The 14,515-nt window shown below is 66.8% G+C and carries 16 protein-coding genes and 7 pseudogenes; 14 read left to right on the top strand and 9 right to left on the bottom strand.

Annotation, left to right across the window (positions count from 1 at the left end):
• Both ACFU8Q_RS29865 and ACFU8Q_RS29860 read left to right on the top strand, forming a co-directional pair.
• Positions 1–420, top strand: a 420-nt coding sequence (locus tag ACFU8Q_RS29865; protein ID WP_384459511.1) for a hypothetical protein, incomplete at its 5' end; no start/stop codon positions are given.
• Positions 417–845, top strand: a complete 429-nt coding sequence (locus tag ACFU8Q_RS29860) for a hypothetical protein (protein WP_384459508.1) — start codon at positions 417–419, stop codon at positions 843–845. The genes ACFU8Q_RS29865 and ACFU8Q_RS29860, both read left to right, overlap by 4 nt.
• A gap of 54 nt (positions 846–899) precedes the next feature.
• Here the strand turns inward: ACFU8Q_RS29860 and ACFU8Q_RS29855 are convergent, their stop codons facing one another.
• On the bottom strand, positions 900–1,667 hold the full coding sequence (locus tag ACFU8Q_RS29855) for a class I SAM-dependent methyltransferase (protein ID WP_384459505.1): 768 nt from the start codon (positions 1,665–1,667) through the stop codon (positions 900–902).
• A gap of 386 nt (positions 1,668–2,053) precedes the next feature.
• Here ACFU8Q_RS29855 and ACFU8Q_RS29850 point away from each other — a divergent pair.
• Positions 2,054–2,524, top strand: a pseudogene (locus ACFU8Q_RS29850) (ADP-ribosylglycohydrolase family protein); the annotation flags it as partial.
• Between the two features lie 94 nt (positions 2,525–2,618).
• Here the strand turns inward: ACFU8Q_RS29850 and ACFU8Q_RS29845 are convergent.
• A pseudogene (locus ACFU8Q_RS29845) lies at positions 2,619–2,888 on the bottom strand (hypothetical protein); the annotation flags it as partial.
• 59 nt (positions 2,889–2,947) lie between these two features.
• Between ACFU8Q_RS29845 and ACFU8Q_RS29840 the strand changes: the two are divergent.
• Positions 2,948–3,862: pseudogene (locus ACFU8Q_RS29840) on the top strand (transposase family protein); the annotation flags it as partial.
• Positions 3,863–4,061: 199 nt separating this feature from the next.
• Here ACFU8Q_RS29840 and ACFU8Q_RS29835 read toward each other — a convergent pair.
• The 4 genes and pseudogenes from ACFU8Q_RS29835 to ACFU8Q_RS29820 all read right to left on the bottom strand — a co-directional run.
• Positions 4,062–4,988 carry a hypothetical protein gene (locus ACFU8Q_RS29835; protein ID WP_384459502.1) on the bottom strand — a complete coding sequence of 309 codons (927 nt, stop codon included), beginning with the start codon at positions 4,986–4,988 and terminating at the stop codon, positions 4,062–4,064.
• 150 nt (positions 4,989–5,138) lie between these two features.
• Positions 5,139–5,639, bottom strand: coding sequence for a hypothetical protein (locus tag ACFU8Q_RS29830; RefSeq protein ID WP_384459499.1), 501 nt, complete (start codon positions 5,637–5,639; stop codon positions 5,139–5,141).
• On the bottom strand, positions 5,639–6,205 hold the full coding sequence (locus ACFU8Q_RS29825) for a hypothetical protein (protein ID WP_384459514.1): 567 nt from the start codon (positions 6,203–6,205) through the stop codon (positions 5,639–5,641). The genes ACFU8Q_RS29830 and ACFU8Q_RS29825 overlap by 1 nt, the downstream gene beginning before the upstream one ends.
• A 321-nt stretch (positions 6,206–6,526) precedes the next feature.
• Positions 6,527–7,012: pseudogene (locus ACFU8Q_RS29820) on the bottom strand (IS701 family transposase); the annotation flags it as partial.
• A 798-nt stretch (positions 7,013–7,810) separates the two neighbouring features.
• Here ACFU8Q_RS29820 and ACFU8Q_RS29815 point away from each other — a divergent pair.
• The 3 genes from ACFU8Q_RS29815 to ACFU8Q_RS29805 are packed head-to-tail and all read left to right on the top strand — an operon-like array spanning position 7,811 to position 8,981.
• Entirely contained in the window at positions 7,811–8,173 is a 363-nt protein-coding gene (locus ACFU8Q_RS29815; RefSeq protein ID WP_384459496.1) for a hypothetical protein, read from the top strand.
• 32 nt (positions 8,174–8,205) lie between these two features.
• Entirely contained in the window at positions 8,206–8,595 is a 390-nt protein-coding gene (locus ACFU8Q_RS29810; protein WP_384459493.1) for a hypothetical protein, read from the top strand.
• Entirely contained in the window at positions 8,592–8,981 is a 390-nt protein-coding gene (locus tag ACFU8Q_RS29805; RefSeq protein ID WP_384459490.1) for a hypothetical protein, read from the top strand. The genes ACFU8Q_RS29810 and ACFU8Q_RS29805 overlap by 4 nt, the downstream gene beginning before the upstream one ends.
• A gap of 14 nt (positions 8,982–8,995) precedes the next feature.
• Here the strand turns inward: ACFU8Q_RS29805 and ACFU8Q_RS29800 are convergent, their stop codons facing one another.
• Complete coding sequence (locus ACFU8Q_RS29800) at positions 8,996–9,703, bottom strand: hypothetical protein (RefSeq protein WP_384459487.1); 708 nt, start codon at positions 9,701–9,703, stop codon at positions 8,996–8,998.
• A gap of 486 nt (positions 9,704–10,189) precedes the next feature.
• Between ACFU8Q_RS29800 and ACFU8Q_RS29795 the strand changes: the two genes are divergently transcribed.
• From ACFU8Q_RS29795 to ACFU8Q_RS29765, 7 genes and pseudogenes are all read left to right on the top strand, one after another.
• Entirely contained in the window at positions 10,190–10,426 is a 237-nt protein-coding gene (locus ACFU8Q_RS29795; RefSeq protein ID WP_384459484.1) for a hypothetical protein, read from the top strand.
• Positions 10,427–10,851: 425 nt separating this feature from the next.
• The gene (locus ACFU8Q_RS29790) at positions 10,852–11,073 is read left to right on the top strand and encodes a replication-relaxation family protein (protein ID WP_384459481.1); all 222 of its coding nucleotides are present in this window, start codon (positions 10,852–10,854) and stop codon (positions 11,071–11,073) included.
• Positions 11,066–11,359, top strand: a complete 294-nt coding sequence (locus tag ACFU8Q_RS29785) for a hypothetical protein (RefSeq protein ID WP_384459479.1) — start codon at positions 11,066–11,068, stop codon at positions 11,357–11,359. The genes ACFU8Q_RS29790 and ACFU8Q_RS29785 overlap by 8 nt, the downstream gene beginning before the upstream one ends.
• Positions 11,360–11,897: 538 nt before the next feature.
• A complete protein-coding gene (locus ACFU8Q_RS29780; RefSeq protein ID WP_384459476.1) occupies positions 11,898–12,299 on the top strand; it encodes an SMI1/KNR4 family protein in 402 nt (133 codons plus the stop codon).
• A 132-nt stretch (positions 12,300–12,431) separates the two neighbouring features.
• Positions 12,432–12,884: pseudogene (locus ACFU8Q_RS29775) on the top strand (diguanylate cyclase domain-containing protein); the annotation flags it as partial.
• Positions 12,885–12,970: 86 nt separating this feature from the next.
• Positions 12,971–13,273 (top strand): diguanylate cyclase domain-containing protein, encoded by a 303-nt coding sequence (locus tag ACFU8Q_RS29770; protein WP_384459473.1) that lies wholly within the window; start codon positions 12,971–12,973, stop codon positions 13,271–13,273.
• Positions 13,270–13,542, top strand: a pseudogene (locus ACFU8Q_RS29765) (hypothetical protein); the annotation flags it as partial. The gene ACFU8Q_RS29770 and the pseudogene ACFU8Q_RS29765, both read left to right, overlap by 4 nt.
• Before the next feature lie 57 nt (positions 13,543–13,599).
• On the opposite strand, the pseudogene ACFU8Q_RS29760 reads toward ACFU8Q_RS29765, so the two are convergent.
• Both ACFU8Q_RS29760 and ACFU8Q_RS29755 read right to left on the bottom strand, forming a co-directional pair.
• A pseudogene (locus tag ACFU8Q_RS29760) lies at positions 13,600–13,845 on the bottom strand (YnfA family protein); the annotation flags it as partial.
• A gap of 86 nt (positions 13,846–13,931) precedes the next feature.
• A complete protein-coding gene (locus ACFU8Q_RS29755) occupies positions 13,932–14,372 on the bottom strand; it encodes an alpha/beta hydrolase (protein WP_384459469.1) in 441 nt (146 codons plus the stop codon).
• Positions 14,373–14,515: the final 143 nt, after the last annotated feature.

The raw sequence follows: 14,515 nt of genomic DNA, 5'->3' as shown, positions 1-14,515 counted from the left end.
GACCAGATGCGTTTGGCCTTCGCTGCCGTCCGCGAGAAGGCCGAAGCCCTCCGAGCGAGTGGAAAGGCCCAGCGAGGGGACATTCGCGTCGAACACGGCCTGCTCAAACGCACGCACCTATCAATCCGGTTCGGCAAGCTCAACCACTGCACCCTGGACGAGAACAACCCCGTCGGCGCGAAGTGCCTCGAAGACGCCATCGTGCCCCCAGGACACCGAGGGCCACTCATCGACCGCTGCCAGCCCGCGCGCTGCAGCAAGAGCATCATCGCCCCGGAGCACCTGCCAATCTGGCAGGCCGAGCACGCCTCCCTGACCAAACTGCGGAGCCTCCCCACACTCCCGGCGAACCGCAGAGCCCTGATCGACCAGCAGATCCGCGACGTCGAGATCGCGCTCACCAAGGCGGGAGAAACATGACCGCCCCAACCCGGCCCGGTCTCTCCGCCACGGCCGAGAAGGCCCTTCGAGAGGCCATGGAACGGCTCTTCACTGGTCGGCCCATCCGCACCGACGGCAAGCTCACAAAGCAGAACCTCTGGCGGGAGGCGGGCTTCAGCCGGGCCACGATGAACCGGGCAAGCGCAGTGCTCGTCGACTGGGATAACCACGTCAGCCAGAGCGCGGCACGCAGACACGACCAGGCCCAGGCCGCGGAGATCGCCCGCCTCCGCCGCCAGCTGCGAGACAACCGGCACGAGCGACAACGACTCCAAGACGAAGTTGACGCCGTCGCCACGGTCATCGCGGCCCTGCTCGCGGAGAACACGGTCCTCCGCGAGCAGATCGCCCAACGCTCAGCCGTCGTCATCCCGCTCGACCGAGCACACGCCACACGCGAGTGAAGGTGGCTCGGAACCAGCCTGAGGCCGGCGGGCTGACATGGTGAGGTGTCGTGATCAATCCTCGTGGCGCCGACGCGCGAGATGGACGGTGATGTCAGCGGCCATCTCGACTCTGTCCGGCAGTACCTGCATGATCTGGCTGAATACCTGCTCTCGCTCCGCGGTCGGCAAGACGAGATAAGCCGAGATGGTGGAGAGATGACCAACGTAGTCGCGAGCGCTCATCGTCACGCGCCGTTCGATCACGGACTGCTGAACGCTGGTGAACCACTCAGACCGTTGCAGCTCCGTACCCGGCCACTGCATCTCATGGTCCGGAGGCGTCCCGTCAGGCGACGGAATCTCGTCATTCTCCAAGAATGGTGCTCGCGCCGCGCGGACAGCTTCCTCCACAGCCGGGTCAGCCAGCCGAATGGGCCCGCCGCATGATGCGAATACGCCACCCGGTTCCAGCAGCGCGGCCATGCGCGACCACCGGCCCTCCGGGCTCGTCCAATGCAGCGCTGCTGCTGCATAGACCAGTCCATACCGTTCACCCGGTCGCAAGTCCTCGAACGCGGCTTGCACCGTTCTGACGTTCGTCGGCACGTGCTTGCGCAGTTCGGCGAGCATGGACCCGTCGGGATCGGTCGCGGTGACCATGCCCCCTCGTTGAGCGAACAGGCGGGTTGCCTTGCCTGTCCCAGCGCCGATCTCGAGGGCGGTCCGAACCGGGTGGCCCACGTATGCCATCACCATGTCGAACAGCTCCACGGGATACCCCGGCCGGAACCGTTCGTATGCTTCCGCCACCACTCCGAAACTCAGCGCGCGACCAGACATGCCCAGCATCCTGACACGAGCGGCCCCTGCGGAGCTTGATCTTTTCTGGGGCCCAGACGCGAGCTGATGTCTCATGAGACACATCGAAGTCTGGAGAACGACGGCCACAGGACTGTGCTGTGCCGTACTGAGGAGACGGTGCTCCTGTACACACGGTCCGGGCGGGTCGTCACTCCGTACTGGATGGACTTGGTCGTGGCCGGGATGGAACTCCGTCCGGGCACCGTGCTGGACGGGGATATGTGACCTGTACGGATGTCTCAGACCCAAGGTGTCTCAGGCGGTGCACCTCCGTAGACGAGACGCATTCGCCGCCGATGGTGCGGGGAGCCGAGGAAGGAAATAGGGTCGTGCGGCCGTCGGCGCGGCGCGGATAACCTGCGCGAATGAAGCGGATTCAGCGAGCGGCCGGCGCGGTCGTCGGCTCAGCGGTGGGCGACGCCCTGGGCGCCCCCTTCGAGTTTGGCCCCCCGGGAGCGTTCTCCGCGCGGTTTCCCGCGCCTGGAGCCGGTGGCGAGATGTGCGGAGGCGGTGGCTGGGACCCCGGCGAGGCCACTGACGACACGCAGATGGCCGTCCTGGTCGCGGAGTCCCTGCTGGAGCGGAGCGGACTGGATCTGCCGGACATCTTCGCCCGCTTCCAGCGGTGGGCGGCATCAGAACCGAAGGACATCGGCTTGCAGACCGAAGACGTCCTAATCAACGGCATGCCTTGGGACCTCGCCGCCGCAATTCATTTCCAGGTCAACCAACGAGCAGCAGGAAACGGCTCTTTGATGCGGGCATCTACCTCCGCGGTGCACTTCGCGGCCGCCGGCCAGGAAGCCACCGTGGACGCGGCCCACCGCATCGCTGCTGCACCTGGCAGATCTGCTCCGCCTTGCACACCACCTCGGAGGCTGAACCGGGTGCTGCTCAGCACTCTCCACGAACTCCGGCCCTCAGCCGCAGTCACCTGACCAGTGGCTCCGCAAGGAGGACGACTCGATCAGCTTCGACATCGAACCCGAGCACCGGATGACCATGTGCACCCTCCGGATGCATCAGCACCGGCTTACCCAACCGCCGCCCGATCTCTCGCAAGAAGCCGCAGAACACATCAAGTCGCTCCTGCCCCTGCAACTCGCGCAGATCAACGTCGAAATCGATCTCCTCGTCTGAGTAGAAGCGGAAGATCGCCAGGACATCAGCTCTCAGCCAGACACGCAGGCTCGGGCACTTACGAGCTGGTGCATGGTTGTGGGTGATGTGTTCCTGCTGGTGGGTGGCGTGATCCAGATGTGGCGATCACGGTTAACCGAGCGGTTCTCGCACATCAGTTGTTCATAGGGATCTCCCGGCATCATCTCGCTTGCTTGGTCGAGGAGTTGGCCAGGCCGTGGCAGGCTGTTGTCGAAGGGCGCCGTTACGAAGCACGCGGTGGGGCCAGGAAGCGTGCGGCAGGGGCAGGCGCTCGGCACCAACTGGTCTTCGTTGACCGGCTGACGGCCACACTCATTCACCTGCGGCACGATCTTCCGCACTCAGTGCTCGGGCTGCTGTTCGGAGTCGAACGTTCCACGATCACTCGCGCGATCGGCGAGATACGCGCTCTGCTGGCCGAGCGGGAATGTGCGGTCCCCGACCGTCCCGGCCTGCGGCTGCGGACCCTGGCGGATGTGTTCGCCTATGCGCAGGCCGAGGGGATCGAGCTGCGTCTGGACGCCACCGAGGTCCAGGTCCGCCGGCCCCTGGCCGGCCGTGGTGGACGGCGTGCGTTCGTCTCCGGCAAGAAGAAACAGAACACCATGAAGGCCACCGTCATTGCCGACGACCAGGGCCGCACGCTGTGGACCGATGCCCTGCGACCAGGGCGGATGCACGACGCAACCGCCGCACGCAACGAAGGAATCGATACCTGTTTCCGGCACTTTCCCGACGTGGAGGTCCTATTGGACGACGGCTACCTCGGGCTCCGCCGTGATCACCCCGGCCAGGCAGTGACCCCGCCCAGAAAGGGAAACAAGATCAGCCCTCCCGAGGTCCACGAAGCCCGCCGACGAGCCCGCCACCGGCACTCATCGAAGCGCATCACCGTCGAACATACCCTCGCCGACCACAAACGCTGGAAACAACTGATCCGCTGGACACACCGACGGGATGTCCTGCCCGCCACCTACCAGGCCATCGCCAACCTTGTCTCCGACCGCAACACCATCGGCCAGCACGGCCAGCAGCGATGCCGGTACCATCGGACTTGGAAGCATCGGCGGATCCCCTCCCCGGAGGCGGTGTAAACACCGTCGATGCTTCTCTGCTGCTCAGGCCGACCAGCCGCCAACCGCACCAAACCGCCCCATCAGGCGACAAGCACACCCCTTCCCCTGGAATCAACCGTTTGAGGCCGACGGTCCGCTACTCGTCCTCGTCCTCCCGTTCCTCCGCGGCCTCTGGCGTGGGGAGCACGACGACGTCCGGCAGCGGCAACTGGAGATCGGCCGTGCTGTCGTCGGGGAGACGCAACCGGATGCGGTCGTCGGTGAGGAACTCGATCCCTGAGGCTCCGTAGACCCAGTAGTCGTAGCGCTCGTCCTTCAGCTCCGGCCGCCAGCCCACGGGGAGGTCGAACTCCAGCGTGTGCTGCTGGCCCACGCCGGTCTGGAGATCATGGATGATCAGCCGTCCGAACCGCACCCTGCCGCCGACGCTGGGGATGTAGCACTCGTCGTAGTACACGTCCAGCCACTCGTCCCACTGCTCGGCCCACTCCTCCGGGTCCGGTGTCCACCACGGGTCACCCCACCCGGTCGAGCACGCCAGCAGGGTCTCCGACGGCGAGAACGCGGGCATGGACCACGCGTCGCCGCTGGTGCCGCCGGCCACCCGGCGGATCGGGCCGTCGAGGGCGAACACCTCGCAGCCAGCGTCGCCCTGGTGCCGCTGCCAGATGACGGCGAAACGCTCGGACGGCGACAGCGCCAACTTCTCAGCCGACGGATAGCCGACCAGCCCGGCCTCGTCAACGAGGGTCATCTCCGGCCACGAGTAGCGGCCGATCCGATCGTCGTCGAAGGCCACCACGGTCGGGCTGGATTCGGCGAACCGGACAGCGCCGGCCCAGTCCCGGCCCCACCTGAACCGCCCACTGGCGACCTCCCACACGCCCACACCGCGCCGGCCATCCTTGTCCTTCAACGATCCCGCGACCACCGACTGGTCGAGGGTCATGCGCAGGACGGTCAACTCCGCCGATTCCGGGACGTTGTCCCAGAACCAGCCGGAGCGACGGTCAGCGGGACGTTCGAACTCGCCGAATTGCGTGGTGATAGGGCCGGAGGTCATAGCCCGTCAGCCTAGAACGTTCACATCCTGGGTGCCACCGCCCCGACCTCTGCTTGGACTATCCAGGCTGGCCTTTCAGCCTGACCGCACCAAGACTGCGAAAACCTCGAAAGTCGAGGCCAGACAACCCCTGTCGGCATTTCCGCGCGCCTACTGGCCCACGGTAAGCGACCAGCGGACAGAGGAGGGAGCGGTTACGGACACAACGCTACGCTCTCTGGACTTCTTGAGATGCAGTTCGTTGTATGTGCTGCTGACCTCACTGACCACGCATTCCAGTGGGAATCTGAGTCCCATCGGCCGTACTTCGATCGTCAGCGTTCCCTGGCCCTGGCAGTTCACCAAGACGGACAGTGGCTGGGTGGTGATGTGTCCCAGCTCGATTTCACGGTTGCCCTTGGCAGAAGCCGCTTGGGCCAGCGGCACCCCAGATAGCAGCTTGGGGGCTTTGGTGACACTTTCTCCAGTGATGTGCTCGGCCCTGCCGGAACTCTTCCCCGGCGTTGCGGGCATCGTTGTGGCAGGCGTGGTACTTCTGTCGGGGCTGTTCGCCTGATCGTTCCTTGAGCAGCCATTGAGCGCGAAGCCACTCAGTACCACGCAGACAGCGACAATGCTCGGGTGACGGGTCAACCGGGTGATTGCAGGCATCAGCCCTCCCAGAGATACCAGCCGATTTTGTAGGGGCTGTAGCTGGTGATGGTGGTGTGAGTGGAGGATCGGCAGTTGCTGTAGAGGATGTAGCTGACGCCTGTGTGCTTCAGTCGGTAGACGCCATACTTGGCATTCGTAGTCTTCTTGGGCGGTGTGCCCACGCTGATGGTGTTACCCAATTTCGCGGTGAGCTTCGCGGACAGGTTCACGTCGTACTTGCCCTCGATCTTGGCCAGCATCGCGCTGACGCCCACCTGCAAACCGGACGAGACACTGACTCCAACTTCACCGGTCACTTCTGATGTGAAGGTCGACGTGACGGTTCGGGACGTGTTGTTGTAGTTCGCCAGTGTGGGGCCAACGCCCTTGTGATACCGCGTGCCCTGAGTTGACGGTGTGTAGACCCCGTGCGGCGGGCCGCAGTACTCGCTGTCCGGCCAGTACTTGGGAGGCGGCGGAATCACGATGGGCTCGTCCGGCATTCCGTTTCCCTCGTCGGGAACGTCGGTTACTGCCTCTTCAGGTTCCGCTGGCGGAGCGGTGTTGACCACCGTGTCATCCACCGGAGTTGGGTCCGCGCTCTGAGCAGCTGCGGCTGATCCAACCATGCCCACGCACAAAAGGAGCGCTGCTCCGGAAGTGGCCAGGTTTCGATTTGCTCGGATGCCCACAAGACATCCTCTCTGTTTGAACCGCCCCCCTTGGACCGTCGAGCACTTGGAGATTACGTGAAGGTCATGGACACGCCAGAGAGATCGTTGATCTCTGAGGGTAATTTGAGCTTCGGCATAGTGATCAGGACTGCGAGGAGCCTGTGGGTGTTGCTGGTCTACGCTCCTCTCTCGTGATCGCCAAACTGCTGTGAAGGCGCTCTCCCGGCTGTTGACCTGCCCGTATGCCTCGTCAGCGGGACTCCCGCGAACGGGACACCCACGTCCATGGCTCGTTGCAGCATCCACTTGAAGTGCTCGTTCTTACCTCGTCGTCGATCCCGGCCGCGCGGCAGCGGTCACGGTCATCCGTCCAGGAGACTGGGATGTAACTCGCGGTCGATCAACGCCCGCCCCCCTGGCGGAGGCGTAGGCGAGGAATGTTCCGATCTGGCTGTTCTCCGTACGGCCGGCTGTGCCGGTCTACTGCCGCTGGACGCCAGCGGACTTGACGCCCTCCTTCAGGAAGCTGGTGTCGTCGCCGATCAGCACCGCGTCCTTGGCACCGATGGTTTCCACGACGAAGTCCCGCACATCGTCGCGGACCGCGTTCTCGTTCCAGTCGGAGTGGTTGAGCAAACGCTGGACGCCATCGGGGCGCAACTGCCCGACCTGCTCCGACAGCGTTCACCCGTTCTTCTTCTCCGGCCCCGGTACCAACGGAACAGCCAGTATCGGTGAGATTGATCATGGACGGTGAGAGGACCCCGGCGGGGTCATCGCCGGGGTCCTTGTCCGCTGCGCGGGAGTTACGGGCGGATCGATCGGAGACCAATCCGGCGACGGCCTGGTCTCGGCGTAGGCGCGGCCGGTGAACCGCTGCCCGGGGCCGCCACTGCTTGTATCCGGCGTTGGTGTGCTCCACACAGATCCGCCGGGATGGCTCTGTTGATGACGAGGAGCAGCGTTTCTCGGGCAGTTCGGGAGGCGCGTACGCACTCCAGCGGGACCCGAATATCGATGAGTCCCGCTACTCTGGCGGGCATGCCCGGCCTCGATGAGCTGCGGCAGGCCCTCCAGGCCGCCGCCGGGAGTTGAACCGGGGAGGGACCCTCACGGCCGTCGCCTCCCGCCCCGGAGATCAGTCCGGCCGGACCTACCGGGGCCGTCCGGGGCCCCGGCGGGGGCGGTAGCTGAGGAGTGCGAGGGCGAGGACGGCTGCGCAGCTCCCGGAGACGAGCAGGGGGTGTGGCCGGTGTCGTTCCAGGCCAGACCGGCCCAGATGCCGGCGGCCAGGACGCCGAGGCCGGTGAGTGCCTGGAAGATGCCTTGCGTGGTCGGGGACGAGGGTGGAGATCCAGGCTTTGCCGACGCCGTCGGTGCAGGCGTTGAAGCCGCCGTACAGGGCGATGACGGTGAGAACCTGCCAGGTCTGATGGGCGTAGGCGAGGCCGAGGTAGCCGGCGGCGAAGAAGAGCAGGTCGAAAGCGTAGACGGTGCGGCGGGGCAGCCAGCCCAGTGGAAGGCGATGACGGTGTCAACCAGGGCGAGGCCGTGCTCCCGCAGGCCCGTCTGCTGGCCGCGCGGTTGCTGGTCATGCCGCAGATGTCGAAGGCCGAGCTGTACGCGGCGATCCGGCGTGACCATCGCGGCGGCATGTCGATGCGGGAGCTTGAGCGCAAGCACGGCGTGACCTGGCGGACGCTGCGCGAGGCATTGGACTCGTCCTGGCCGGATCGGCCTGTCGGGGGCTTGGGCACGGTCAGGATGGCGGCGGTGTCTGCGCGGGATCACCTCTCGCCGCCGGCGGGGTGTGGGAACTACTCCTGTTCGACCGCTGCCTTCCTGTCATTTGTTTGTGGAGAACGGCTGAGTTCATGACGGGCTGGCCCCGCCCTTGCCACGATGGCGTCATGGACACCACAGCGGAGCAGACCGAGCCGCTGCTGCGGATCACCGTGGCCGATGACCCGAACGCGCTGCAGTCGCTGCTCGACTGGCTGCGGCATGAGGACGAGCTGCGCGGGCGGCTGCGCCTGGAACCCTCCTCCGGTGGGACTGGCGGCGAGATGGGCGGTCTGCTCGAGGTGCTCACCATCGCGATGGGCTCCGGCGGGGCGGGGGCGGTACTCGCCCGCTCGCTGTCCACATGGCTCACTCACCGCCACGCGGACGTGAAAGTCACTGTCAGGGGACCGGACGGTCGCAGCGTCGAGGTCGACGCGCATCTGCTCCAGGACGATGTCCCCGGCTTGATTCGCGAGATCAGGCAACTGGTCGACGGACCGGAGCAGCAGGGGTGAGCCGGCTCCCTGACCGGGCGCGGTCACGCGCCGTTCTGATCGGCGTCAGCCACTTCCCGGAATCCCCCGAACTGGCGGACCTCCCGGCCGTGCGGGAGAACGTCGCGGGCCTGTGGCGCCGACTAACCGACGACGCTGCAGGCGTCAGGCAGAACTGGCAGAAGGCCGTCCTCGACAAGACGCGGCCGGGGCAGTTCGTCCGCAAGCACTTCGAGGCGATGGTCTTCACCGCGCTCGCGGAGGAACTGCGCACCGGCGATGTGGCTGGGGGCTCGGAGGAGTACGCGGACTGGTCCACGCAGCTGCTGGCCTGGGAGGCCGTCCAGGCGGAGCTGGCGTACTACCTGGTGGAACAGCAGCCGGACCCTGCACCAGAAGGTCCTTGAAGCACTGGAGCCAGTCAATGTACGCGATCCCCGCACTCCGCCGGAAGCAGCATGGCACCTGGCGGCAGTTCGCTCGGATGCCGGGCGATTACCCGCAGGCATGCTTCGAAAGATCCCTCCGGGGGCGGGTATTCGAGGGTGAGTTCGCTCCGCAAAGTGATGGCACCAGCGAGATGCATTTCCGCCGCATGCACGCCGTCGGGGAGACAGCCGGCCAAGATGCCGAACGCTGCCGTGTCGCTGCTGTCGGCGACGCACTCGCGGATCTCGAAACGCCAGTGCACGGCCGCGTCGGCCAGCAATGACTTGCCCCTCTTGCCCAGCCCGACAAGGAAATCGGTGCGAGTTCGCAGATGGTGGGCGATGGCACAGCAGATGGGAACCGCGGTGCCGTCAGGAGCCACCACCCGCGTGTACCCGGCATGCGGATAGCATGACAGAGCCTCATCAATCAGCCCCAACGCAGTGTCCTTTGCCGCCGGGTGACCCTGCTGGGCGATGTCCAGAAGCAGCGGGACCGCAACCACAGCCGCTGGGAACACTGCGGCGCTGTGGCCATGAACAATTCCACCACCGCCGAGCTGCGAGCCAGCCTCCGCCGCCTGTACCAGGTTCGTCGCCTCGGAAAGGGCTCGTAAACCACGGGCGGCACGATCCGGCTCATACCAGTCGGGATGGCCCGGTATGGAGCCCCAGTCCACCGCGTCGATATCATCCAGCACAGCAGCATCCTCGCACGCGGCCGCTACCCACCGTCCAGGCCCAAACGAGGCGTTGAAAGTCATTACGTTAACAACCTGGGGAGCAATTGGGCTCGACGTCGCGGCTGCCGTGCTGGACGACGTTCCTTGTGCTGAGCCCTATTGCTTCTTGAGTCGCGGTGCGACCCCGCCCAGTCCGGCAGCGGGGAAATTTCCGTCCCGGCACGGTGCGCGACGGCCGGCGGAAAGCCGCTGCCGTCGAGGCGCGCCGCTGCGAGATTGCGGGGATGACCACGCAGCGGGTTCCGTTCCCCGTCCTGGACGAACGCGCCCACCTCTTCGTCGACAGTTACGCCGACATCCACGGCCTCGTTGAGGACCTGGTCGTGCCCGCCGACGTGCCCGAGGCCGCAGCGACCATCCTGCGCACAGCCCGCGAGCTGCTGCGCCAGTCTTACTTCTGCTACGAGTTCTCCACCGTGGCGGTCATGCACTCGCTGATCGCTGTTGCGCGACCGCATCCCGGACGCGGGCAAGAAGCCGCTGCACCAGCTCATCAAGAAGAGCGCTGCCGATGGTGTCCTGACGGCCCGGCAGGCGGGGTACCTCGACTATGGTCGGCAGATCCGCAATGGGATGGCGCACGGCCAGACCACGCACGCGGCGATGCCGCTGGCCATGGCGGTGCCGATGGTGACGACCTCGTTCGCCATCGTCTCCGAGCTCTGCACCGCGCCCGCCTGACGATCACGGCTGGGTAACAGCATCCGGCGGAATGTCACACCGTCCGCTTCCGGCACACCTCTATCAAGTGACGGCGGGATTCCACCTGGCATCCCGCGACACCTGCGCGAGAAGCCTCGCCATGACGCACACCAGCAGCGCCCGGCAGCCTGAACCGGAGCCGCACCCGACCTGGACAAGGGGTGCTGAACGCCCCTCGGGCGGCCCGGACTCCAGTGCTGCGAACAGTGCCGTGAACGATTCCACCGTCGTACCGATCACCGCAGCTCACACCGCCCGCCAGGAGGCCTCCCGGCACGCTGACACCTCTCTCCGTTCCCCTGAGACGTTGGCGAAGGGGAAGAGGTCCACTCCCACGGCCGGGAAGGGTGCGGGCCGATGCGCTGCGGATGCTGGGGTGCGTGCGGATAGCGACGGTGCGGCAGATGGCTCAGGTGCTCACGGCGGAGGATGCGGACGGCCGGTCGTACGTGCGCAGGGCGATGAAGAGGCTGGCGGAGCTGGGGCTGGCGGAGACGAACGGCAAGGTGGGCAAGCATCCGATCTGGAACCTGACCCCGGCAGGGCAGAAGGCTCTGGCTGACGGCAACGAGTTGCCTCCCCGTCCGAAGCCCGCCGCGGCGCTCGTAGGATGCCTGGATGCCTAAGCCGATACGGATGAGCCGCCGCTCGTGGGTTGCCGCGTGGGCGGTGCTGTGCGCGGCTGGCCTCGCCGCCACCACCAAACTGAACGCCTCCTCGGCACCGGACCCGCAGCCCGAGAAGTCCGTCAGTGCCGAGTGCGCCGAGCGCATCGCGGACATCGAGACGCAGCTGGCCGAGGCCAAGCAGGAAGGCAAGGGAGACAGAGTGCTGGTCTTCTCGCGAGTCCAGGTCGGCACCGAGGACGACTGCCGTGACGATCTCCGTAACCACTTCCGTGGCGATCAGTGAGCCGCGGTACCTGGCTCGCCGCGATGACAGGGCTAGCCATCGTCGGTGCCGGGGCAATCATTGCCGTGGGCGCCACGTCGGAACCGAAGCCGCGGCCCACGCCGCCGCGGGTGTACTCCTCCTGCCTAGCGGCAGACACCAAGCCGGTGTCTGCGGACGACGACCCGTGCGACGGCCGCTGAAGAACGTGCCCAAAACTTACCGCCCTCCATAGGCACGTCCGCACCTTCGCCGAGATCCTCACAACACGCTCTGGCCAGCGCCTCAAAGACTGGGTCACCGCAACGCGCGCCGAGGATCTTCCCGGACTCCACCCGTTCACCACCGGCCTGGAGAAGGACTGGGACGCCGCCGTCCAGCGCCTGACCACCTGCTGGAACTCCGCGCCGGTGGAGGGCCGGGTCAACCACATCAAAATGATCAAACGCCAGATGCCTGGACGAGCGGAACTTCCCCTCCTCCGGAAGCGAGTCCTGCTCACCGCAGCTCAAGGCAACCGCCGCCACCAGGCATGACCCGGTCTTGATGGAACGGCTTCATGAGTTCGAACGACGACCGGATCGCGCAGGCGGAATGCCACTTCGGAGTCCGATTACCCGAGGACTACCGACACTTCCTGGCCACGGACGGGAGCATGACCCGGTTCGTTCCTCCTGCGGAGGACTACCTGATGATCAATGCCGTTGCGGAGCTCATCGAAGTCAATGAGGCCGGCGACTTCCAGAAACGCTTCCCCCAAAGCGTCGTCATCGGCGGGGACAGAAGCCGCGAAATGCTCACCTACGACTTTCGACAAGAACCCCCGTATCTGGTCCTGCTCGACGTCTCCACTCAGGACTGGTCGTCCGCCATCCATCAGGCAACTTCGTTCTCTGCCCTGCTCGAGCAGTTCCCCGAAACCGGATGGAAATGGGACGACTCTGAGCACTCGCCCTCCTGACAGGCATCCTCACGAAATTTGTGCCTGATCCCGGTAGAGATGAACGAAGCCAGAGGGGCACGGTGCTGTAGTCGTAGGTGAAGGCTCCGTCCCGTTCGGCGCGTCGGGCAGGGCTGCTGTCCGGCCGGGGTCGTGCAACGGGTTGCGCAACGAGGCGCCCAACAGGTTGCCAGGGTCCGGAGCGGGCGGCGGTGCGTTCGAGTCCTCCGGCCGGGCGTCGGACCTGGCGGAGCGCACCCGTCAGCCGATGATGGAGCTCGCCGCTTCGCTGGACTGCGTGTACGAGTGTCCTCCCTCCTGCGCGTTCAGGCCCGGATCGGGCAGCGCACCCTCTTACTGACCACAGCCGCTCTCCCGCTGGCCGGCTGGACCGTCCACGCCCTGGCGCTCCACCGGCGCCTGGCCGACGCCCGCAAGGACCAGCTATCCGGTCTGCCCGGCCGTCCCGAGCTCATCGCGTACGGCGAGCGGGTCCTGCGCACCCGACACCGCGACGCCCTGCATGTCCTGCTGCTGGACGGGGTCGGCTTCAAGGCCGTCAACGACACCTACGGGCACGCCGCGGGCGACGCCGTCATCCAGACCGTCATCCGGCGCCTCACACGCTGGAGCGCGACCCGCCAGGCGTTCGCGGCCCGGCTGGGGGCGGCGACGAATTCGCCGTCGCCGTCGTGCTGCCTCCGGCAACCGCGCTCGCGGAGATCGCCGCGCTGCGCGAGCAACTCCAACAGCCCCTCCAGCACGAGCAGCACACGCTGCGCCTGGACGTCTCCCTCGGTATCGCCCGCGCCGTGGACCTGCCCGGCGAGACGAGCAGCCGGGTCCTGCGCGGCGCGGACACCGCGATGTACAAGGTCAAGAAGGGGCGGGAGGCGTTCTCGTACCTCGCGACGCGCGCCGACGCGTACGCGGACCCCGTCAACGGCCGCCGCGCCGGCCGCGGTGGCACGCACCTTCCGGCGCGTGCCGCATGAGCGCCGCCGAACTCGAGGGCGGCGACTGGATCCGCGGCATCACCATCCGCCAGCCCTGGGCGACCTGCATCCTCGCCGGGAAGCGCACGGAGAACAGGCCCGCCAACTGGCCCTGGCGCGGCTGGGTCCTGCTCCACGCCGGGAAGGCGAAGCCGGAGCCCGCCGTGCTGCGCGACCCGCTGGTGGCCACCGCGATCCGCGGCCGCGAGCTTCACTACGGCGCGGTCATCGGCGTTGCCCGGCTCACCGACTGCCGCCTGGACCAGGGGCCCGATGCTGGTAAGTCCGGCTATCAGAACCTGCGGAATGACCTGCGGTTGAGGTCGTCAGTTACCACGCGGGGCGTACATGATCACGGCCATTCCTGCGAGGCAGACGAGGGCTCCGATGACGTCGAAGCGATCGGGGCGGTATCCGTCGGCGATCACGCCCCAGGCGATCGACCCGGCGACAAAAATTCCGCCGTACGCAGCCAGAATGCGCCCGAAGTTGTCATCGCTCTGGAAGGTCGCGACGGCGCCGTAGAGGCCGAGGGCGATCACTCCGGCGCCGATCCAGATCCATCCCTTGTGTGGACCGGGCGGTGTGGTGGTGCACGCCCGGGGCCCCTGCGAGCGAACCGGTGTGCTGACGGCCGCCCGGCGGATCCGTACGGGCCTCAGGACATGCTGCCCCGGCACACCGTCCCCGGGGCCGGGGTGCGGCCCGTGCGGAGGTATTGGTCGACCGTCTCCGTGACGCAGCGGTTCTGCGGGTATGTGCCGTGGCCCTCCTCCTCGGCCGTCAGGAGCACGCCGACACCGTCGCCCAGGGCGCGGGCCATGTGGCGGGCGCCGGGGTATGGGGTAGTCGGGTCGCCGGTGCCGCCGACCACTAGGACGGGGGCCGCGCCGTCGGCGTTCACCTGGGGCGTGGCGCGCTCGCCGTCGAACGGCCAGTCGTAACAGAGGTAGACGCCGGTGGACCAGGCAGCGCCGAAGACGGGTGAGGCGGCTTTGATGCGGGCCTCGTCCCTGTCGAGGCGCTCGAAGCCGGGGCGCAGGCTGGAGTCCGCGCAGGTGATCGCGGTCTGGGCGTACGTGGTGACGCTGGGGAACACGCTGTACTCGGTGCGGCTGCCCGACCTGTGACCCGCGCCCGGGGGTGGGTGCTCCGCCGGAGTCTTCAAGAACGCCGCCAGGACCGGCCGCCCGTGTCTCCTCGGCTACATCGGCAAGTGCTCGGCCCCCTGCGTCGGCCGGG

It is taken from the genome of Streptomyces sp. NPDC057543, from assembly GCF_042801895.1.
Taxonomy (GTDB): domain Bacteria; phylum Actinomycetota; class Actinomycetes; order Streptomycetales; family Streptomycetaceae; genus Streptomyces.
The sequence above is the reverse complement of the archived record's forward strand: the minus strand, read 5'-3'. Positions and strand labels throughout refer to the sequence as shown.